General features: G+C 72.4%; 16 protein-coding genes. 9 read left to right on the forward strand and 7 right to left on the reverse strand.

The annotated features are described in order from the left end of the window. Positions 1-234: 234 nt before the first annotated feature. A complete protein-coding gene (locus tag ACFVUY_RS11160; RefSeq protein ID WP_387729174.1) occupies positions 235-2,619 on the forward strand; it encodes a phosphoketolase in 2,385 nt (794 codons plus the stop codon). Between the two features lie 51 nt (positions 2,620-2,670). Here ACFVUY_RS11160 and ACFVUY_RS11165 read toward each other — a convergent pair whose 3' ends face one another. After that, the gene (locus tag ACFVUY_RS11165) at positions 2,671-2,793 is read right to left on the reverse strand and encodes a hypothetical protein (RefSeq protein WP_387729385.1); all 123 of its coding nucleotides are present in this window, start codon (positions 2,791-2,793) and stop codon (positions 2,671-2,673) included. 125 nt (positions 2,794-2,918) lie between these two features. Here ACFVUY_RS11165 and ACFVUY_RS11170 point away from each other — a divergent pair, with 125 nt between their 5' ends. From ACFVUY_RS11170 to ACFVUY_RS11185, 4 genes are all read left to right on the forward strand, one after another. Continuing rightward, positions 2,919-3,116 (forward strand): hypothetical protein, encoded by a 198-nt coding sequence (locus tag ACFVUY_RS11170; RefSeq protein WP_387729177.1) that lies wholly within the window; start codon positions 2,919-2,921, stop codon positions 3,114-3,116. Between the two features lie 2 nt (positions 3,117-3,118). After that, on the forward strand, positions 3,119-3,475 hold the full coding sequence (locus tag ACFVUY_RS11175; RefSeq protein WP_387684248.1) for an ArsR/SmtB family transcription factor: 357 nt from the start codon (positions 3,119-3,121) through the stop codon (positions 3,473-3,475). A gap of 80 nt (positions 3,476-3,555) precedes the next feature. Continuing rightward, complete coding sequence (locus ACFVUY_RS11180) at positions 3,556-5,181, forward strand: SulP family inorganic anion transporter (RefSeq protein WP_387729388.1); 1,626 nt, start codon at positions 3,556-3,558, stop codon at positions 5,179-5,181. A 99-nt stretch (positions 5,182-5,280) separates the two neighbouring features. Beyond that, positions 5,281-5,415, forward strand: a complete 135-nt coding sequence (locus tag ACFVUY_RS11185) for a DUF6126 family protein (protein WP_380542470.1) — start codon at positions 5,281-5,283, stop codon at positions 5,413-5,415. Positions 5,416-5,528: 113 nt separating this feature from the next. Here the strand turns inward: ACFVUY_RS11185 and ACFVUY_RS11190 are convergent, their stop codons facing one another. Beyond that, positions 5,529-5,693 (reverse strand): hypothetical protein, encoded by a 165-nt coding sequence (locus ACFVUY_RS11190; protein WP_387729181.1) that lies wholly within the window; start codon positions 5,691-5,693, stop codon positions 5,529-5,531. Between the two features lie 419 nt (positions 5,694-6,112). Here ACFVUY_RS11190 and ACFVUY_RS11195 point away from each other — a divergent pair, with 419 nt between their 5' ends. After that, entirely contained in the window at positions 6,113-6,922 is an 810-nt protein-coding gene (locus ACFVUY_RS11195; protein WP_387729184.1) for a hypothetical protein, read from the forward strand. Between the two features lie 116 nt (positions 6,923-7,038). Here ACFVUY_RS11195 and ACFVUY_RS11200 read toward each other — a convergent pair whose 3' ends face one another. Then, positions 7,039-8,130 (reverse strand): DUF5937 family protein, encoded by a 1,092-nt coding sequence (locus tag ACFVUY_RS11200; RefSeq protein ID WP_387729187.1) that lies wholly within the window; start codon positions 8,128-8,130, stop codon positions 7,039-7,041. Positions 8,131-8,248: 118 nt separating this feature from the next. Between ACFVUY_RS11200 and ACFVUY_RS11205 the strand changes: the two genes are divergently transcribed. Next, the gene (locus tag ACFVUY_RS11205) at positions 8,249-8,476 is read left to right on the forward strand and encodes a hypothetical protein (RefSeq protein ID WP_380542453.1); all 228 of its coding nucleotides are present in this window, start codon (positions 8,249-8,251) and stop codon (positions 8,474-8,476) included. Between the two features lie 465 nt (positions 8,477-8,941). Here ACFVUY_RS11205 and ACFVUY_RS11210 read toward each other — a convergent pair whose 3' ends face one another. Continuing rightward, positions 8,942-9,673, reverse strand: a complete 732-nt coding sequence (locus ACFVUY_RS11210; RefSeq protein ID WP_387729191.1) for a hypothetical protein — start codon at positions 9,671-9,673, stop codon at positions 8,942-8,944. A 190-nt stretch (positions 9,674-9,863) separates the two neighbouring features. Between ACFVUY_RS11210 and ACFVUY_RS11215 the strand changes: the two genes are divergently transcribed. Together ACFVUY_RS11215 and ACFVUY_RS11220 are read left to right on the forward strand one after the other, a co-directional pair. Continuing rightward, positions 9,864-11,027 carry an anion permease gene (locus ACFVUY_RS11215; RefSeq protein ID WP_387684237.1) on the forward strand — a complete coding sequence of 388 codons (1,164 nt, stop codon included), beginning with the start codon at positions 9,864-9,866 and terminating at the stop codon, positions 11,025-11,027. Next, positions 11,024-11,269, forward strand: a complete 246-nt coding sequence (locus ACFVUY_RS11220) for a hypothetical protein (protein WP_387684235.1) — start codon at positions 11,024-11,026, stop codon at positions 11,267-11,269. The genes ACFVUY_RS11215 and ACFVUY_RS11220 overlap by 4 nt, the downstream gene beginning before the upstream one ends. Positions 11,270-11,337: 68 nt before the next feature. On the opposite strand, the gene ACFVUY_RS11225 is transcribed toward ACFVUY_RS11220, so the two are convergent. From ACFVUY_RS11225 to ACFVUY_RS11235, 3 genes are all read right to left on the reverse strand, one after another. Next, a complete protein-coding gene (locus ACFVUY_RS11225) occupies positions 11,338-12,537 on the reverse strand; it encodes a lantibiotic dehydratase C-terminal domain-containing protein (protein WP_387729194.1) in 1,200 nt (399 codons plus the stop codon). 484 nt (positions 12,538-13,021) lie between these two features. Beyond that, positions 13,022-13,204 (reverse strand): thiazolylpeptide-type bacteriocin, encoded by a 183-nt coding sequence (locus ACFVUY_RS11230; protein WP_387684231.1) that lies wholly within the window; start codon positions 13,202-13,204, stop codon positions 13,022-13,024. 994 nt (positions 13,205-14,198) lie between these two features. Beyond that, a complete protein-coding gene (locus tag ACFVUY_RS11235) occupies positions 14,199-17,846 on the reverse strand; it encodes a hypothetical protein (protein WP_387729197.1) in 3,648 nt (1,215 codons plus the stop codon). Positions 17,847-17,927 lie beyond the last annotated feature (81 nt).

Here is a 17,927-nt window from a genome sequence, read left to right on the forward strand (position 1 = left end):
GGGGGAGCCGCGTCGTACGGCGCGCCTGCACCGATCGGCAGGCTCCGCCAGCCTCCGCCCTCGGCGGGCACCGGCCCAGGGCCGGGCAGCCCCGGAACGCAGGGCCACAGGTCCCGTCCGTCCGGTCCCGGCATGCCCCGACCGGCCCTTTGCGCCATCGGGTCCCGGCGGTGACGATGGGGCCGAGCGCGGCTGCCGGGTGCCGCGCCCGACGATCCGAAGGAGACCTCAGCCATGTCCGTCACCCCGCCTCCGGCGCCCGCAGCCCTCTCCGGCCAGGAGCTCCAGGAGCTGGACGCGCACTGGCGGGCCGCCAACTACCTGGCGGTCGGTCAGATCTACCTGATGGCCAACCCGCTGCTGCGCGAGCCGCTGCGGCCCGAGCACATCAAGCCCCGCCTGCTCGGCCACTGGGGCACCTCACCCGGCCTCAACCTGGTGCACACCCACCTCAACCGGATCGTCAAGCAGCGCGGCCTGGACACGATCTGCGTCTGGGGCCCGGGCCACGGCGGGCCCGCCGTCCTCGCCAACTCCTGGCTGGAGGGCAGCTACACCGAGACCTACCCCGACATCGCCCGGGACGCCGAGGGCATGGCGAAGCTGTTCGGGCAGTTCTCCTTCCCCGGCGGCGTACCCAGCCACGTCGCCCCCGAGACCCCGGGCTCGATCCACGAAGGCGGCGAACTCGGCTACGCGCTCTCCCACGCCTACGGCGCGGCCCTGGACAACCCCGGCCTGCTGGTGGCCTGCGTGATCGGCGACGGCGAGGCCGAGACAGGCCCGCTCGCCGCGTCCTGGCACGGCAACAAGTTCCTCGACCCCGTCCACGACGGCGCAGTCCTGCCGATCCTGCACCTGAACGGCTACAAGATCGCCAACCCGACCGTCCTCGCCCGCCTGCCCGAGGACGAACTCGACGCCCTGCTGCGCGGGTACGGGCACGACCCCCTGTACGTGTCCGGGCACGACCCGCTGGCGGTCCACCAGGCCATGGCCGCCGCCCTGGACACCGCGGTGGAGAAGATCGCCGCGATCCAGCGGGGCGCCCGGGACGACGGCGTCACCGGGCGACCCGCCTGGCCGATGATCGTGCTGCGCACCCCCAAGGGCTGGACCGGACCGGCCCAGGTCGACGGCGTCCCCGTCGAGGGCACCTGGCGTGCCCACCAGGTGCCGCTGGACCAGGTCCGCGACAACCCCGCCCACCTCGCCCAACTGGAAGCCTGGCTGCGCTCCTACCGGCCCGAGGAACTGTTCGACACCGCCGGCCGCCCGGTGCCCGAGGTGCTCGCCTGCGTTCCCGACGGAATCCGCCGCCTGGGTGCCAACCCGCACACCAACGGCGGCCTCCTGCTGCGCGACCTGCCGCTGCCTCCGTTGGAGCGCTACGCCGTCCCCGTGGACAAACCCGGTGCCACGCTGCACGAGCCCACCCGGATCCTCGGAGACCTTCTCGAACAGGTGATGGCCGACACCGCCGAACGCCGCGACTTCCGTCTGGTCGGCCCCGACGAGACCGCCTCCAACCGCCTCCAGGCCGTCTACGCGGCCACCGGCAAGGCCTGGCAGGCCGCTACCGTGCCCACCGACGAACACCTCGCGCCCGACGGCCGGGTGATGGAGATCCTCTCCGAACACACCTGCCAGGGCTGGCTGGAGGGCTACCTCCTCACCGGACGGCATGGCCTCTTCTCCTGCTACGAGGCGTTCGTCCACATCGTCGACTCGATGGTCAACCAGCACATCAAGTGGCTGCGCACCACTCGGCGGATCCCCTGGCGCGCCCCCATCGCCTCGCTCAACTATCTGCTCACCTCCCACGTCTGGCGCCAGGACCACAACGGCTTCTCCCACCAGGACCCCGGCTTCGTCGACCACGTCCTCAACAAGAGCCCCGAGGCCGTGCGGGTCTACTTCCCACCGGACGCCAACACCCTGCTGGCCACCGCCGACCACGTCCTGCGCAGCCGCGACTACGTCAACGTCGTGGTCGCGGGCAAACAGCCCTGCTTCGACTGGCTCACCCTGGAGCAGGCCCGAGCCCACTGCGCCCGCGGTGCCGGCGTCTGGGAGTGGGCCGGCACCGACGACGGCACCCGCGAACCGGACGTCGTCCTCGCCTGCGCCGGTGACGTCCCCACCCAGGAGGTGATCGCCGCGGCCGACCTGCTCCGCCGCCATCTGCCGGACCTGGCGGTACGGGTGGTCAACGTGGTCGACCTGGCCCGGCTGATGCCCGCCGAGGAGCACCCGCACGGCATGCCCGACGCCGAGTTCGACGCCCTGTTCACCCGCGACCGGCCGGTCGTCTTCGCGTACCACGGCTACCCGTGGCTGATCCACCGCCTGGCCTACCGCCGTGCCGTCCACCCCCAGCTGCACGTGCGCGGGTACAAGGAGTCCGGCACCACCACCACGCCCTTCGACATGGTGGTCCGCAACGACCTCGACCGCTACCGCCTGGTCATGGACGTCATCGACCGCACCCCCGGCCTCGCCGTCCGGGCGGCCGCCGTCCGGCAGCGGATGGCCGACCAGCGCGCCCGACACCACGACTGGATCCGTGAACACGGCACCGACCTGCCCGAGGTAACAGACTGGACCTGGGGTTCCTGACCGAGGATCAGGTGGCTGTCATTGAGGAGACAGCCACCGTGGACCTTCCCGTCACCGTCGGTATCGACATCTCCGAGGCGAGCCTGGCGGCCGCCGACCGGGGCGCAGCAGGCCCGTCAGGCAGCGGATGGTGGTGGTCTTCCCGGCTCCGTCGGGACCGAGGAGCCCGAACACCTCCGGGTGGACGCCGATCCTCAATGATCGCAACTTGAAGAATTCTTCAAGTCAATAGATTATGTTGTGCTGTATCCAGCAGTGGTGTGGCCGCGCGCGGCAGCGCCTGCGGCAAGGAGGGGCGTATGAGCGACGTTTTCGACCAGGAGCTTCGCGAGCAGCTCGCCGAGGCCCGCCGGCAGCGGGCAAGCGATCGGGCGGCCGGTGACGAGGACGGTGCCCAGGCGTATGCCGGACGCGTCAGGCAGCTCCTGCGGATCGCCGCCCACCACGGCATCGAGGTCGAGCGCGCCGCCGAGGAAGAGGAAGAGGAGGAGGACTGAACATGGTCGTCCCGCTCTACCAGGCCAAGGCGGAGTTCTTCCGCACGCTCGGCCACCCGGCGCGCATCCGCGTGCTGGAACTGCTCCAGGACGGGCCGCTCCCGGTGCGCGAGCTGCTCGCCGCGATCGAGATCGAGCCGTCCAGCCTCTCCCAGCAGCTCGGTGTTCTGCGCCGCAGCAACCTGGTCACGGCCAGCCGCGAGGGCAACACGGTGGTCTACGCATTGAGCACCCCGGACGTCGCCGAACTGCTGCGCGCCGCGCGCCGCATCCTCACCGAGATGATCACCGACCAGGAGACGCTGCTCGCCGAGTTGCGTGAGGCCGCGGTGCGGGGCACTCAGGAGAAGACCGCGTGAGTGCCACGCAGAGCGCCCTGACAGGCCGGGCCGCTGATCGCGTCCGGGCCGTCCTGCCGGACCGCGCGACCCTCGCCACCATGGGCCGCTCGCCCCGCAAGGATCTCCTGGCCGGCCTGACCGTGGCGATCGTGGCCCTGCCGCTCGCGCTCGGCTTCGGCGTCGCCTCCGGCGCCGGTGCCGAGGCCGGGCTGGCCACCGCAGTGGTCGCCGGGGCGCTGGCCGCGATATTCGGCGGCTCCAACCTCCAGGTGAGCGGACCCACCGGGGCCATGACCGTCGTCCTGGTCCCGATCGTCCACCAGTACGGCACTTCCGGCGTGCTGACCGTCGGCCTGATCGCAGGTCTGCTGCTGATCGTCCTTGCCATCGGTGGGGCGGGCCGCTTCATGGCCTACGTCCCCGCCCCGGTGGTGGAGGGCTTCACCCTCGGCATTGCCGGAGTGATCGGTCTCCAGCAAGTGCCCGCCGCCCTCGGCGTGGAGAAGAGCGACGCGGAGAACATCGTGGTGGTCGCGGCCCGGGCCGTCGCCGACTTCGTCCGCCACCCGCACCCGGCGGCGCTCGCGCTGGCGCTCGGCGTCGCCGCCGTGATGCTGGTCGGAGCCCGGGTGCGCCCCGGCATCCCGTTTTCGCTGATCGCCGTCGCCGCCGCGACCCTGGCGGCCCGCTCCGTCCATCTGGACGTGGCGACCATCGGCCACCTCCCGGCCGGGTTGCCGCTGCCGTCCCTGGGCTTCCTCGACCTCGGCACCGTTCCGCACCTGCTGACCGCCGCCCTCGCGGTCGCCGCCCTGGCGGCACTGGAGTCGCTGATGTCGGCGACCGCCGCCGACGCGATGAGTGTCCGCGAACGCCACGACAGCGACCGGGAGTTGTTCGGCCAGGGAGTGGCGAATCTGGTCGCTCCGCTGTTCGGTGGTGTCGCCGCCACCGGCGCGATCGCCCGCACCGCTGTCAACGTCCGCTCCGGCGCGGCTTCCCGGCTCGCCGCCCTGGTCCACGCCGTCGTGCTCGCCGTGGTCGTCTTCGCCGCCGCACCCCTCGTGGAGGACATCCCGTTGGCCGCCCTCGCCGGTGTCCTGATCGCCACGGCGGTGCGGATGGTCGAGGTCGCCTCGCTGCGGGCGCTCGCCCGCAGCGGCCGCGGCGAGGCCGCCGTCCTGGTCCTCACCGCCGCCGCCACCCTCGCCTTCGACCTGGTCACCGCCGTCGTCGTCGGCCTGGCCGTGGCCGGGATCCTGGCCCTGCGTCAGGTCGCCCGCTCCGCGCGGCTCCAGCAGGTGCCGCTGCACGACGGTCTGCCGCCCGCCGACCACCACGCGGAGGAGCAGGCACTGCTCGCCGAGCACATAGCCGCGTACCGGATTGACGGCCCGGTGTTCTTCGCCGCCGCCCACCGCTTCCTGCTCCAACTCGCCGAGACCACCGATGTCAAGGCCGTCATCCTGCGCCTGTCCCAGGTCACCGCCATCGACTCCACCGGTGCCTTGGTGCTGGGTGATGCGATAGGCAAGCTGGAGCGCCGCGGCATCCTCGTCCTGGTCTCCGGCGTGAAGGAGGGCCACCGGCACACTCTGGACGCCCTCGGCGTCCTGGACGGCCTGAACACCGCGGGGCGGGTCTTCGGCCACACCCCCGAGGCCATCGCCTACGCCCGCGCCGAACTGCACACCACCGGCGTCCTGGCCGACGCCGCGCCATGAGACGGAACCGACCGATGACCGCACTCCGGGAGCCCCGGCGGTGAACCGCCCTCGGGGACGCAACGACTGCCCCGCCCCCCGACCCCAGGAGAACCGGCCATGAGCAACGATGCCACCTCCGAGGAGAAGAGCCGGCGCAAGGCCATGCTCATCCGGGCCGGGATCTACATCCTCGGCACCCACCTGTTCGCCGGCTTCGTCATCCTGCTCTTCGCCCTCGGCGACCGCCACTGAACCCCGGCGGAGGAGGGACGGCGGCGAGCGGCCCGACAGGACGTAGTCGCCCACCTGCCGCATGATCTCGGGCTGCCACGGTTCGCGGAACGTCGCGAACTCGACCGGCCTGCTCAGCCCGCGCGGGCCGGGCGGTCCTGCGGTTCGCAGGCGGTGTCGAGCGCGACACGGCCGGTGTCCGGCAGGACCCCCGGGGTGAAGCGGGACACCGCCACGGTGTGCCGCGAGGCGGTGTGCATCAGCTGCTGGGCGGTGGTGCGTGAGTCGTCGGTCGGCACGGTCGTGCCTCCGGGGTCGAGGGCCCGCACGGTGGATCGGGCCTCTGCTGTCCAGCAGACCGCCGCCGTGCAGCGCCTGCGCGCCGCCCCCGGCCTTCCGGGCCCGGTGGTGCCCGGCAATCCCCGCTGAGCCGAGTAGGGTCATCACCCACGGTCACGGGATCCACCCGGGCATATGGTCGGTAAAGCGGCCCGGCGGCAACCACCTGGCTGGAAACGCCGGAATCACACCCCCGCGGGCGGTTTGGACCGGGAGTCGCAGGCACGTCGGTCGCATCGGTCGACAACCCTCAACAGAGCTGTTACACCAGGTGAGTTCAGCGCCTCGGGAGTGCTGCTCGTGTCGAACACTCCTTCCTGTGCGAGGGCAGAGAGGCAGCCATGATCCTTCGTCGTCCGGAAGTTGGAGAATGCACTCAGTGAATTCACCGGAGAACACCGTCGCCGCCGGTCCTGGAGCGGGTCGCGGCGAGTCGGTCGCCCGTGCGGACCAGGGCTCGGTCGAAGCCGTCGACGAAACGCCCGCCGGGGATGAACTCCCCCTGTGGGGAACGGAGTTGCCCCTGGCGCGGACGGAGGACCGGCAGGCCCCGGAAGGCGCCGACCTGCCGGACCTCAGAGCGCAGCTGTACGAGGTGGCGGAGGCCTGGAAGGAGGCCGTGCCCGGGGGGCGGAGCACCGCCGGGGATCTGCGAGCGGTTCTCGAGGCCGATGTGGAGGCGCTCCAGGTCCACTGGCAGCACGTCGCCGCGCTCCCCGACGCATCGGAAGCGCCGGCCGCCGACGGGACGGGGCACGTGGGTACGAGGAGCGCGGCGATGGCGGTGAGCGCCGCCCTCCGCGCCGTCGACCGGCACGCCCTCGCCCTTCGCGCCGTCCCCGAGTGGCAGCAGCTTCGCACCGTGCGTGACGCCGTCTCCCGGGTCTGGGACACGCTCGCCGAACGGGCCGGCGAGTCCGCGGGCCGTCTCCTCGACGACCGGCGCGTCGCGGAGTTCCTCCGCAACGTGTCGGTCCGCGCGTGCGAGACGATCGCCCGGCTCTCCCGGTTGGCGGCCGACCGCCTCCGTCCCGACCGGGCCGCGTTGCCGAGTGCGGAGGCCCTCCTTGCGCTCGGCAACGCGGCGAGTGCCTACGGCAGGTCGGCACGGCGGCCGGGCGACCTGCCCACGGGGGAGGCGCTGCTCGTCCTCGGCGGTGGACCCCGTCCGGGGGAGCCCTGGTCCTGACGCGCGGGCGGACGGGCGGGCGAGTGGTGGCGGTACGGGCTGCCGGGCCGATCCGCCCGTCGCGGCGTCCCGCCCCCGCCCCGCCGGCGTCCGGCTGTCCGGCCGCCCGGCCGTCCTCACCGCAGCACGGACTCCAGGAAGTCGCTGCCGAGCCGGGCCACGACCGAGATGTCGAGCTGGTGGAGGACGTAGCGCCCCCGGCGCTGGGTGATGACCAGCCCGGCCTTCTTCAGCACGGTGAGATGGCGGGAGACCTCCGGGGCGGTGATGCCGTAGGCGTCGGCCAGCTCGCTGGTCGAGTACGCGCCGCGCGCGAGGTTGCGGCACAGGCTCATCCGCAGGGGGTGGGTCAGCGCGTCCAGGCGCAGCTTGACCGTCTCCACCGGCTCGGCGCCGCCGACCTCGTGGGCGGCCGCCGGGTACTGGATCACGGGCTGCCAGCCCGGCCCGTACAGGGTGAAGAGGTGCGGCCAGCCGAAGACGGTCGGTATCAGGGTGAGAGAGGCGCCGCGGGCCTCGGTGCGGCCGTGGACGAGCTTGTCGACGACGATGCGGCTGCCGTGCTCGTCCTCCTCCAGACTCAGCGCCGGTGACGCGGCGGTGAGCGACTCCGCCAGGCCCTTGCGGCGCAGCAGCTCGGTCTTGTGCTGGGCGTCGGCGGCGAGCTGGACGCGGACCCGGCGCCAGGTGTCGGCGAAGAACGCCTGGTCGCAGTCCTCCAGGAGGCGCCGGATCCACGCGCGCGTGGCGGTGGGTTCGGCGAGCATCCGCTCGACGAAGGCCGCCTGGCGCGGGCCGCGCGCCGCCGCCAGGTCGAGCGCGCGGCGCCGCGACCACGCGTCGACCAGGGGCGACGGCAGGCCCTTGGGGTAGTGGCTGATGCTGCACGAGATCTCCAGGGCCGCGCCGACGAACTTCTCGTCGTCCATGCGGTCGAGGTCGTCCAGTTCCTCGGTGAGGGTCTCCCGGGGCCGGGCCGGCATCAGGAAGTCGGAGCGCGTCGACCGCCACATGAAGTCGGCTTCGAGCAGCCGGTCGGCCAGTTCCGGCTTGAGCGCGGCGGAGGTCGTCGTCGTCCACGCGTGCAGCCGGGAGTGGTGAGCGGGCTCGGCCAGCGCGTGCAGCGCGTTGCTCAGTTCGGCCAGGGGCGAGGGGCAGAAGGTGATCCGCTCGTGCGGCAGCCCGGTGATGTCAATGGTCACGCTCACCCCTCCATGGTGCCTGGCCGCCGCGGCGCCGGGTCGGGCGGGGGGGAGCCCTCCCGTCATTTGACGGGGGCCGTCAATCGACGGGACTTGTGGGGCCGCCGGGGTGCACGGTGGGCGCATGAACGCACTGCAGCAGCACCTCTTCGACAGCTACCGGGCCGCCCAGCACGCCGAGCCGGCCCCGCCGGCCCCCGGTACCCACGACGTCGCGGTGCTCCGTGCGGTCCGCGATCACCGCCGCTTCGAGGCCGTCCTCGCCGGCCGCCCGACCACCGGCCGCCTTCGCCTGGCCCTCCGCGCGGCCCTCCTCCGCCGCCGCCGGCGGGCCGGAGTGTGCCGGCCGTAGTGGTGGTCCTGCCGGGGCGGCGCCCCGGGAACGCGAGAGGACCCGGGAGCGTAGCCAGCTCCCGGGCCCCTGTTTGCCGCCCAATTGCGCACACCAGCACGTTTAAGGGTCGCGGATCAGGTTGAAATCGACGCGTTCTACCTTTGAACTACCGTGCCACGGAGCGGCACAGACAGGACTTGAACCTGCATTCGTCGATATTCGTCCGCACCCGGTCGATCCGGTGTTCGGCGGCGAATGCTGAGACTGGAGCGAGAGTCTGAGATTCACGGGGTCTGCCTCTGCCTGCTTGGGCTACCCCGGCCGGTGGCGCCGGGGGGAGGACTCGAACCTCCACTGTGACCCCTGGTCAGCTTCAACGTCAGTGTCAGCTTTTCGCACCGTGCAGCGCACCCGCCCGGTCTCCCGGACAGAGTGTTCGCGCTCGGTGCACCCGCCCGGCTCCCCGGGCGGGCGATCATGGGGCTACCGGAAGAGGTAGCCGAAGACGGCGTCGCCGACCCGCTGGTCGGTGACCTCGACCGCGTTGGCCTCCTCGCGGGCGAACTTGACCGCCTGCTGGAGCTTCTCCACCCGCTCGGCGAGCTCGTTCACCCGGCGGGCCGGCAGCGCGCCGGAGAACTTGACCGTGGTCCAGTATCCGACCGCGATGTCCTCGTAGTAGACCTCGACCTGGGCCGGGTGCTTCTCGGTGGCCTCGGCCTTGACGTGGTTGCGCGGCACCTTCTTGGTCCGGATGGTGCGCACCGGCTCGGTCTTCCAGGCGTCGGTGGACGGGTCGAGGTTCCAGGACTCGGAGGCGTCCAGCACCGGGAGCTTCTTCACGAAGGTGAACAGGTCGGTGAGCTGCTTCTCCAGGAAGAGCAGGTACGGCACCGGCACCCGGGGGAGGAGCACCTGGCCGTCGACCACCACATCGGCACTGGCCCCGATGTTGGCCCAGTCCTTGGTGGCCGTCACGTCGAAGAGCCGGGTGAGGGTCTGCGCGGTGGACCGCAGGATGTCCTCGGCCTTCAGCTGCACACGGGTCGACTCCGGCGGCAGCTGCTCGCCCTCCTCGTCCTTGGGCTGGTAGACGCGGGAGATCCCGGCCAGCAGTGCGGGCTTCTGGAGGTCCTGGTGGGCCTGCGTCAGCTCCTGGAAGGACTTGGACTTGACGCCCTTTTCAACGGCGATGATCTGGTTCAGCTTTGCCACGTCCGGGACGCTACCAGTCCCAAAGTGGTCGGCGACACCCAATTATTGACCGAGTAGTGGTTCTGTCCTGGGCGCTCCGCTCCGGACTCCACGGCGTGCTGGTCCGATCGGATGGTGTCCTCCACCGCCCGGCCCCGTACGGGTGGCGGGGGACGGGGGCGGCGGCGGTCGGCGGGTTAGGTTCGGACGCGTGACCGGCAATGACGTGGTTCTGGCGCTGGTGGTGGTCACCGCGCTCGGTTTCGACTTCACCAACGGGTTTCACGACACCGGCAACGCCATGGCGACCTCGATCGTCACCGGCGCCCTCCCGCCGCGTGTCGCGGTCGGCGTCTCGGCGGTGCTGAACCTGGTGGGCGCGTTCCTGTCGACCGCGGTCGCCGCGACGATCGCCAGCGGTCTGGTGCAGAGCCAGGACGTGACGCTGACCGTGGTCATGGCGGGCCTGACGGGCAGCATCCTGTGGAACCTCACGACCTGGTACGTCGGGATCCCGTCGAGTTCCTCGCACGCGCTGATCGGCGGCGTGGTCGGGGCGACCATGGCGGCCGCCGGGGCCTCCGCCGTCAAATGGCAGGGCCTCGTCGCCAAGGTGATCGTTCCGGCCGCCCTGTCGCCGTTCATCGCGGGCTCGGTGGCCGCGCTCGGCACCTACCTCGTCTACCGCGTCACCCGCGACGTCTCCGAGGGCCCGCGCACCCAGGGCTTCCGGAGCGGCCAGGTCGGGTCGGCCTGCATGGTCTCGCTCGCCCACGGCACCAACGACGCCCAGAAGACCATGGGCGTCATCACACTGGCCCTGATCGCCAGCGGCACCCTGAGCGCCGGGGCGAAGGCGCCGGACTGGGTGATCGCCTCCTGCGCCACAGCCATCGCGCTGGGCACCTACATCGGCGGCTGGCGGGTCATCAGGGCACTGGGCAAGGGACTGGTGGAGATCGAACCGCCGCAGGGGATGGCCAGCGAGTCGGCCTCGGCCGCGGTCATCCTCTCCTCCACGGACTTCGGCTACTCGCTCTCCACCACCCACGTCGCCACCGGGTCGATCCTCGGATCGGGGGTCGGCAAGAAGGGCGCCGTCGTACGGTGGAACATCGCCCGCCGCATGGTGGTGGCCTGGGTGCTCACCCTCCCGGCGGCGGCACTGGTCGGGGCGCTCGCCTACTGGGTCGCCGACGGGATCGGCGGCACCGGGGGCGTCGTGACCATCTTCGCCGTTCTGGTGCTGGCCTCGATCGCCTTCTTCGTCGCGTCCCGCCACCCGGCGGTCACCCCGGAGAACGTCAACGCCGCGTGGACCGGGTCGGTCATCCCCGACCCGGAGCCCGTGCCCGCCGACGAGGTGGCCCCGTGAACTCCTGGATCGATCTGGACGCGCTCTGGAAGATCGTCGTGGTCGGATTCCTGGCCGGCGCCGGCCTGCCCGCACTGTTCGCCGTCGGTGTGCGCGCCCTCTACCCGCCGGTCGGGATCGACGGGGCCGGGGTCTCCCGCCGCGCCGCCGGGGCACTCGGCTGGACCGTTGCCGTGGTGTGCTTCGCGGTGGTCCTCGCCGCGATCGGCTGGGGCATCTTCATCATCGTCGACCACCGCTGAGTGCGGAGGCGGTGGTCGCGGCGGTGGCGCCGGTGGGCGCGGGCGGTGACTGCGAGGTGGAAGGGCCGTCACGCCGGCCCCTCGACCATGGCGATCACCCCGGCGATGTAGTCCTGCCACCGGTGTCCGGTGAGTTCGGGGACGCTGCGCACGAGGAGGTGGGCGGCCAGGTAGCGCTCCACCGGCCGGACGTCGCAGATCGCGAAGAGCCGGTACAGGGCGTTGGTGCCGGTCCGGTAGATCAGGTAGTGGGTGCGGTCGAACAGCGTGCCGTCGGGGTCGCTGCGGGTCAGCATCCGGTGGAACTCGCTGTAGCGGGTGCGCAGTTCGAAGTCCCACCGTTCGGCGGTGGCCGGGTCGCCGAGGGCGGTCGCGCGGGCCCGGTACTCCTCGCCGCGGCCGGAGAGGTCGGCCCCGGCCGCCAGCAACCGCTCGGCCCGCTCCCAGGCCGTGGCCGACCAACGCGCCCAGTCCTGCTCCCAGCCCCGGGTGTCCCCGGCCGCCACCCGGCGGACCAGCTCCGTGGCGGCGGGGCCGCCGCGCTCCCAGCGATGGTCGAAGGCCGCTCGTACCCGGCCGTCCGGGTCCTCGTGGACGAGGAAGTCCTCCAGGTGGGAGAGGAAGGAGTAGTGCCCGCCGACCAGCCCGTCCGGATGCGTGCTCGCGTGCGCCGCCAGCGCCGTGAGCACCAGCCGCACCCGGGCCTGCGCGGTGTCGCCGTGCTCCCCGAGAAACGCGCAGGCCGAGGTGATCGCGGGCAGCCCGGCGCGCATCAACTCGTCACGGAGCGCCGCGGGTTCGGCCCCGAGCAGCGCGTGCAGGTCGGCCGTCGCGGCCGGGTCGACGGGCGCCACCCGGACGGTGTTGTCCGGCACCAGCGGGCCGTACGGCGGGGCGAGCAGCTCGGCCCGCCCGGCGACAGCGGCCTCGGCGAGCAGCTGTTCCCGCGTGCGGTCGGCGACGGACGGGTGCGCGGCCGCCCACGTCCGCAGCTCCCGGGCGGACTCCTCCGCCACGGTGGCCACCCGCTCGGCCGGCCCCTCCAGTCGCAGCCGCAGGTGCGGCCCGAACCGCCAGTGCCGTTCGACGTGGGCGCGCAGCCCCTGCTCCGTCGCCCGGCGCGCGAGCGGCAGGACGGCCTCGCGCAGGGCGGGCGCCTTGACGGGCTGGTAGTGGTAGAGGATCACATCGAGGGCGGTCCCGGGCGCGGGACGGCCGGCCGGGCCGCTCGCCGGCTCACCCGTCAACCCAGTCGTCGGCTCGCTCATCGGGCGACTCCTCGGTGCGGCACCGGCGGCAGCGGCGGCGCGGACAGGGGTCGGGCGGAGGTGCGGGCAGCGGGGCGGGGCGCGGTGGGGCCGGGCCGGGCGGTAGGTCTCCAGGACGAGTTCGACCGTCCGCGTCGGTTCCGACTGCCCGCCGACGAGGGGCAGGGCCTCCTCCAGCAGGGCGCCGTGCGGGTGGCGGGCGAGCCACCGGCCCAGGTGCCGGAGGTGGACGCGGAGGTGGAGGCGCGGACGGGCGGCGCGGGCATCGGTACCGGCGCGGCCGGGGAGGGGACCCGGGACGGGGCAGGGTCGGGCACGGCGGGCGACCTCCGAAGGGCGGGCGGGACGGCGGGGGAACCCGGCGGGTTCGCAGCGGAACGCGCCGGGTTCCGTGGTGTTTCGGCGCCGTTCAGTAGGGCTTGCTACAGCTCAGCAGGGCTCGGCAGGGCCCTGCGCCGCTCAGGACGCTCGGCAGCGCGGAGCGTCAGAACCACGTCGTCGTCGGGTGCACGATGCTGGAGTTGGAGGAGGAGTTGCAGGAGGTGGAGTTGGTGGACGCGCCGCCCTCCGGCAGCGCGATGCTGTCACGCAGCGCGGTGACGGTCAGTTCGCCCAGATCGAGGTCGAGGTCGTCGAGCGCGAGGACGTCCTGCAGGGGGTCGGACATGGAGGTCTCCCGAAGAGTGTCGAAGGGGTCGGCCCGGTGGATCGCCGGACCGGGTCCGTGCCGAAACGTGGGCCGGATGCCAGACGACGACCCTTGGCAGGAACACGATCCCCGGGAGTCGCCGTCCTCCGGCAGTGCGACGGTGCCGCGCCAGTGCGACAGGGCCGCGCAGAGGTGCCACATGCGTGCTCGAGTGCACACGCGTGCTCAAGCGGGATGGTGCGGATGCGCCTGGTCCCCCGTGGGCGCGCGGCTCGGACCGGATCGATACCGGCCGGGCGCCACCGTTTTGCCGAGTCTAGGTCGACGCCTGCTCCGCCGAGAGGGCGCTCCGGTCACATTGGCCGGTAATCCGCTGCGGCCCGCGGCGCCGGCCGCACCCCGCCGGGGCGCCGCGGTGCCCGGTTCGCCCCCCATGCGCACGCCCCTGAAACCTCGCCGGGCCCGGACGGCGCGCCGTCCGCGATGCGGTGCGACGGGGGAGCGGTTCGTCCCCGTCCCCGTGAAGAGGCAGCTCCACGCCCCCGGCGACTGCCGACGGATCCTTCACCCAGCCTTCACGCCGTCTGCCCCGCCCGCTCCGCTCGTCGTGCCCGTGCCCCGGCGGGGGAGAAGCCGGAGCGGGACCATCGGGATCCGGCCAGGGCAGGGCGGCCGCGGGCTCCGTTCGGGTGGTGGGCCGGCCGAGGGCGCCCGCGTCCGGCCCGTCGCGGCGGGAAGCGGCGGCCGGCCCCGGCACCCGCCAGCTCGATCCGGACGCGTCAGCGGCGGGGCGGCCCGGGGAGGGCGGTGGATAGGCGCCGCCCGTTCACCGAGTTGCCGCTTCGCGTCGCTCCAGCCAGTCGAGGTACCAGGTGGCGAAGGTGTGGCGGTTCCCCCGCGCGTCGACCCGTACTTCGTCGCCGAGCACCCGGCTGGGGGCCGGCACGGCGGTGGCCGGGGAAGTGGTCCTTCCCCGGCCACCGCCCTTCGGCCCGTCAGGGCCGGTTCGGGGTCACCGCATTGCCCCGCCCGCCTCGACCAGGATGGGCAGCAGCCAGTCGAGGTCGGTCATCGACGGGTCGGTGGTGAGGTAGGGGAGGGCGGACGGCCAGGTCCCGATGTCGGGCTGGAGGTACGGGTTGCCGATCCAGGGCTTGCCGTCGTGCGACCCGTGGCCGTGGCCGTGGTCGGGTTTGGGGTGGTGGCACGTGTCCTTCTCGCACGGCGGTTCGCAGCGGGCGAGGGCGGAGGACGGTGGAGTGGTCACCGGCGCGGTCCCCGCCGGGGAGCCCGGCGGGATGTAGGAGGCGGTGACCGTGTTGACGGTGTCCTCGCTGATCAGGCTGTAGCAGTAGAACGTCCTGGTCTGCCCTGCCGCCAGGTCGAACGTGCCGGCCGCCACCACGCAGGCCGGCTCCTGGGAGTCGTTCAGGGTGATGCCGGTCAGGTCCACGGTGCCGGTGTTGGTGACCGTGATCCGCCAGAAGGCCTGGCACTTGTCCGGGGCGCAGAGTTCCTCGGGTGCGTTCCCCTTGTGCAGGGTCGCCTCCTTGCCCCACGGCCCGGCGCCGCCCGCGCCGCAGTCGGCGGCGTTGTCGGACTGGCAGACCTCCTTGTCCACGCCCAGCGACGGGACGCCGGTGCCGCTGACGTTCACCGTCGCCTCGGACGGGGGCGTGGTGACGGGGGTGCCGCCGGGGCCGGGGAAGGTGGCGGTGACGGCGTTGGTGGTGGTCCGGGTGATGCCGGGGAGGTTGCAGGAGAAGTGCTGGGTGGCGCCGGCCGCGAGGTCGAAGCTGCCGGCGGTGGTGGCGCAGGAGGGTGTGACGGGGTCGGTGAGGGTGATTCCGGTGATGTTGACGGTGCCGGTGTTGGTGACGGTGATGCGCCAGTAGGCGGTGGCACCCTGCGCGACACTGGCGGTTTTGGCCCACGGGCCGGGACCGTTCTGGCCGCAGTCGGCCGGGTCGGTGGAGGTGCAGACCTCCTTGTTGATGCTGAGCGACGGCACGGCCGGCGGCGTCACGTCCACCGTCGCCTCGGACGGAGGTGTGGTGATCGGGGTGCCGCCGGGGCCGGGGAAGGTGGCCGTCACGGTGTTCACGGTGTGCTGGGTGACGTTGGTCAGGTCGCAGAAGACCTGGTGCGAGGCGCCGGCTGCCAGGTCGAACGTCCCCGCCGCGGTCACGCAGGACGGTGACACGCTGTCCGTCAGGGTGATCCCGGTGACCGGCACCGTGCCGGTGTTGGTGACGGTGATGCGCCAGTACGCCGTGCTCCCGGACGGAATCGTCGTACTGGTGGCCCACGGCCCGCTGCCGCCGTCCACGCAGTCGGCGGCGTTCGTGGAGGTGCAGACCTCCTTGTCGATCGTCAGCATCGGCGTGCACTGGGCGCCGGGGGTCACCTGAAGGGTGACGGTGTTGGAGGTGACGGGCGGCTGACCGTTGGTGACGGCGGACGCCTGGTTGGAGACGGCGGTGACGGAGCAGTCGGTCGCGACCGTTGTCTCGAAGCAGATCTGCGGTGCGTCGCCGACGAAGGTCACCTGCATCCGCGGGTGGTTGTCGGGGGTGAAGGACGATCCGTTGATCAGGGTGAGGTTGGCGATCACCTGGATCGGCGAGTCGGCGGTCGGGACGGACGAGATGTCCGCCGTTCCGGTGGCGGGGTCGAACGGGAAGGTGCCGATGGTCGTTCCGTCGGCCGCGAGCACGGTCACCGAGGAGTGGGCGAAGTCGACGGTCGTGGGGTCGATTCCGAGGAGGCTGACCGTTCCGTAGGACCTGATGTGCCCGGTGGCTCCGTCGCAGTAGTACGCGGAGGGGTTGATGGTGCCCTGGGCCTTGGTCTTCAGGCAGGGCGAGGCTCCGGTGACCGGGTCGATCGAGAACAGGTAGCCGGTGTCGCCGAGGCTGTACTTGCACTGGCCGTCGTAGGCGAAGCCGTACGGGCTGGTGTTGCCGCCGTTGACGTTGGGCGGGCCGTTGACGACGCCGTTGGTGCCGTACTGGGTGCAGGGGGCCTGGGTGTTCCAGTCGTAGCAGTACTCGGTGCTGTTGAGGGTCGGTGTGGTGCCCTGGTAGATCCAGAGCGGGAACTCGGTCTCCAGGTGTCCGTTGGGGGCGGTGATGGTCAGCGGCACCTGGAAGTTGGCCTCGCCGGGGGCGACGTTGGTGCTGAGCAGGGTCTGGAGGCCGGGGGGCGCGGCGACGGGGTTGCCCGTCAGGTCGAAGCAGACGACGGTGCCGACCGGCGGGTTGACCTCCTGGTAGACGCCGCCGACCGCCGTGCAGACGCCGGTGACGGTGCCCGCCGGGTCGTACATCTCGAAGACGTTGTCGGCCCGGGCGGGGGCGCCGCCGACCGGGGTGACCACGGTTTTGGGGGTGGCCCAGCCGGTGCAGGCGGCGTTCGTCGACGGGTCGAAGCAGGACATCACGGTCGGCAGCGGGGCCAGGGTGTTGTCGGTGACGTAGATCTTGCCGTCGACGACCCGCATGATGCCGGCGTAGTCGCCGCTGAAGGCGACCTGTCCCTCGTTGGGCGGCAGGCCGATGCCGAAGGTCCCGCAGGAGGCGTTGGCGACGGGGTCGTAGCAGAGGATCTCGCCGGTGCCGGAGACGGCGTAGATCAGCTGGTTCGGTGCCTGGACGACACCGCCGACGACCAGCCCGGTGCCGGTCTGGAGGGCGGTGAAGCCGCAGCTGGACTGGGCCTGGAGGTCGATGCAGCCGACGCCGATCACCCCGAGGGTGGTCCGGCTGATCGCGGCGTAGTAGAGCTTGGAGCCGAGCAGGACGTAGGTCGGGGTGCGGGTGCTGCCGAGGTCACCGGTGGTCGCTCCGGCCACGGAGGAGTTCAGTGCCTGGGGCCAGGTGGCGGGGGCCCCGCCCGGCGTCGGACAGGGGCCGTTGGTGAGCTGGTCGGTGCAGACCACGCTGGCCGTGTTGGAGAACCCGTGGTGGTAGATGTTCCAGATCTCGGGCGTGGGGACGCCGTTGATCGTGGCGGTGTAGAGGATGGGGGTGAAGCCGTCGCCGCCGGTGGCTGTGTTGATCGGGGTGAACGGCGGCGGGATCTGGACCACCTGACCGGTCGCGGGGGAGGCGAGCATCGGGTTGGTCGCCTGGACGGCATTGGTGGCGGCGCCCTGGTCGGTGCCGGAGAAGGTCGTACCGCCGTCGGTGGACCACTGCTTGTTGAAGCCGGGGGGCACCTGGAGCGAACCGGGCACGTAGGACTGGGTCTGCGGTGTGCTGCCCGGGCCGCCCTGGATCTTGTCGGTGACCGTGGTGCTGACCGGTGCGCCGTCCGGGTTGGTGGCGGAGACCACCCAGCGGACGGTGTCGCCGTGGGCGGTCCGGGTGGTGCTGCCGGTGGCGAGGTCGGTGCCGGTCTTCGCGAGGGTGACGGGCTGCTGACGGCCGCTGCGCGGGCTCCGACCGCCGTCGACCGGGGTGCCACCGACCGGGCCGTCGGCGGTCGTGGCGGGCGCGGTGCGGTGGGTGGCCTGTGCCGCTGCGGGCGCGGCGAAGGAGGCGGAGGCCGTCGCGAACGCGAGGAGGAGGGGCAGCGCGGTCCGGGTGAGGCGGCCGCGGAGCCCGACCGGTCCATGGCGTCTTCGCTCGCGTCCGTTGGTGGGTGGACAGCGCCTCATGACGATTCCCTTCGATCGGACGGTCCGGTGTCTGACGGTGCGCCGGACGGTGGTGGTGACGGGGCAGAGCCTGTGCGCGCG

The organism is Kitasatospora sp. NPDC058063, from assembly GCF_042885395.1.
Lineage (GTDB): Bacteria > Actinomycetota > Actinomycetes > Streptomycetales > Streptomycetaceae > Kitasatospora > Kitasatospora lactacystinica.

What these genes read in the sequence shown, in the direction of transcription:
- ACFVUY_RS11160 (WP_387729174.1), top strand. Translation starts at nt 235, where the DNA reads ATGTCCGTCACCCCGCCTCCGGCGCCCGCAGCCCTCTCCGGCCAGGAG.
- ACFVUY_RS11170 (WP_387729177.1), top strand. Translation starts at nt 2,919, where the DNA reads ATGAGCGACGTTTTCGACCAGGAGCTTCGCGAGCAGCTCGCCGAGGCC.
- ACFVUY_RS11175 (WP_387684248.1), top strand. Translation starts at nt 3,119, where the DNA reads ATGGTCGTCCCGCTCTACCAGGCCAAGGCGGAGTTCTTCCGCACGCTC.
- ACFVUY_RS11180 (WP_387729388.1), top strand. Translation starts at nt 3,556, where the DNA reads ATGGGCCGCTCGCCCCGCAAGGATCTCCTGGCCGGCCTGACCGTGGCG.
- ACFVUY_RS11185 (WP_380542470.1), top strand. Translation starts at nt 5,281, where the DNA reads ATGAGCAACGATGCCACCTCCGAGGAGAAGAGCCGGCGCAAGGCCATG.
- ACFVUY_RS11205 (WP_380542453.1), top strand. Translation starts at nt 8,249, where the DNA reads ATGAACGCACTGCAGCAGCACCTCTTCGACAGCTACCGGGCCGCCCAG.
- ACFVUY_RS11225 (WP_387729194.1), bottom strand. Translation starts at nt 12,537, where the DNA reads ATGAGCGAGCCGACGACTGGGTTGACGGGTGAGCCGGCGAGCGGCCCG.
- ACFVUY_RS11230 (WP_387684231.1), bottom strand. Translation starts at nt 13,204, where the DNA reads ATGTCCGACCCCCTGCAGGACGTCCTCGCGCTCGACGACCTCGACCTC.
- ACFVUY_RS11235 (WP_387729197.1), bottom strand. Translation starts at nt 17,846, where the DNA reads ATGAGGCGCTGTCCACCCACCAACGGACGCGAGCGAAGACGCCATGGA.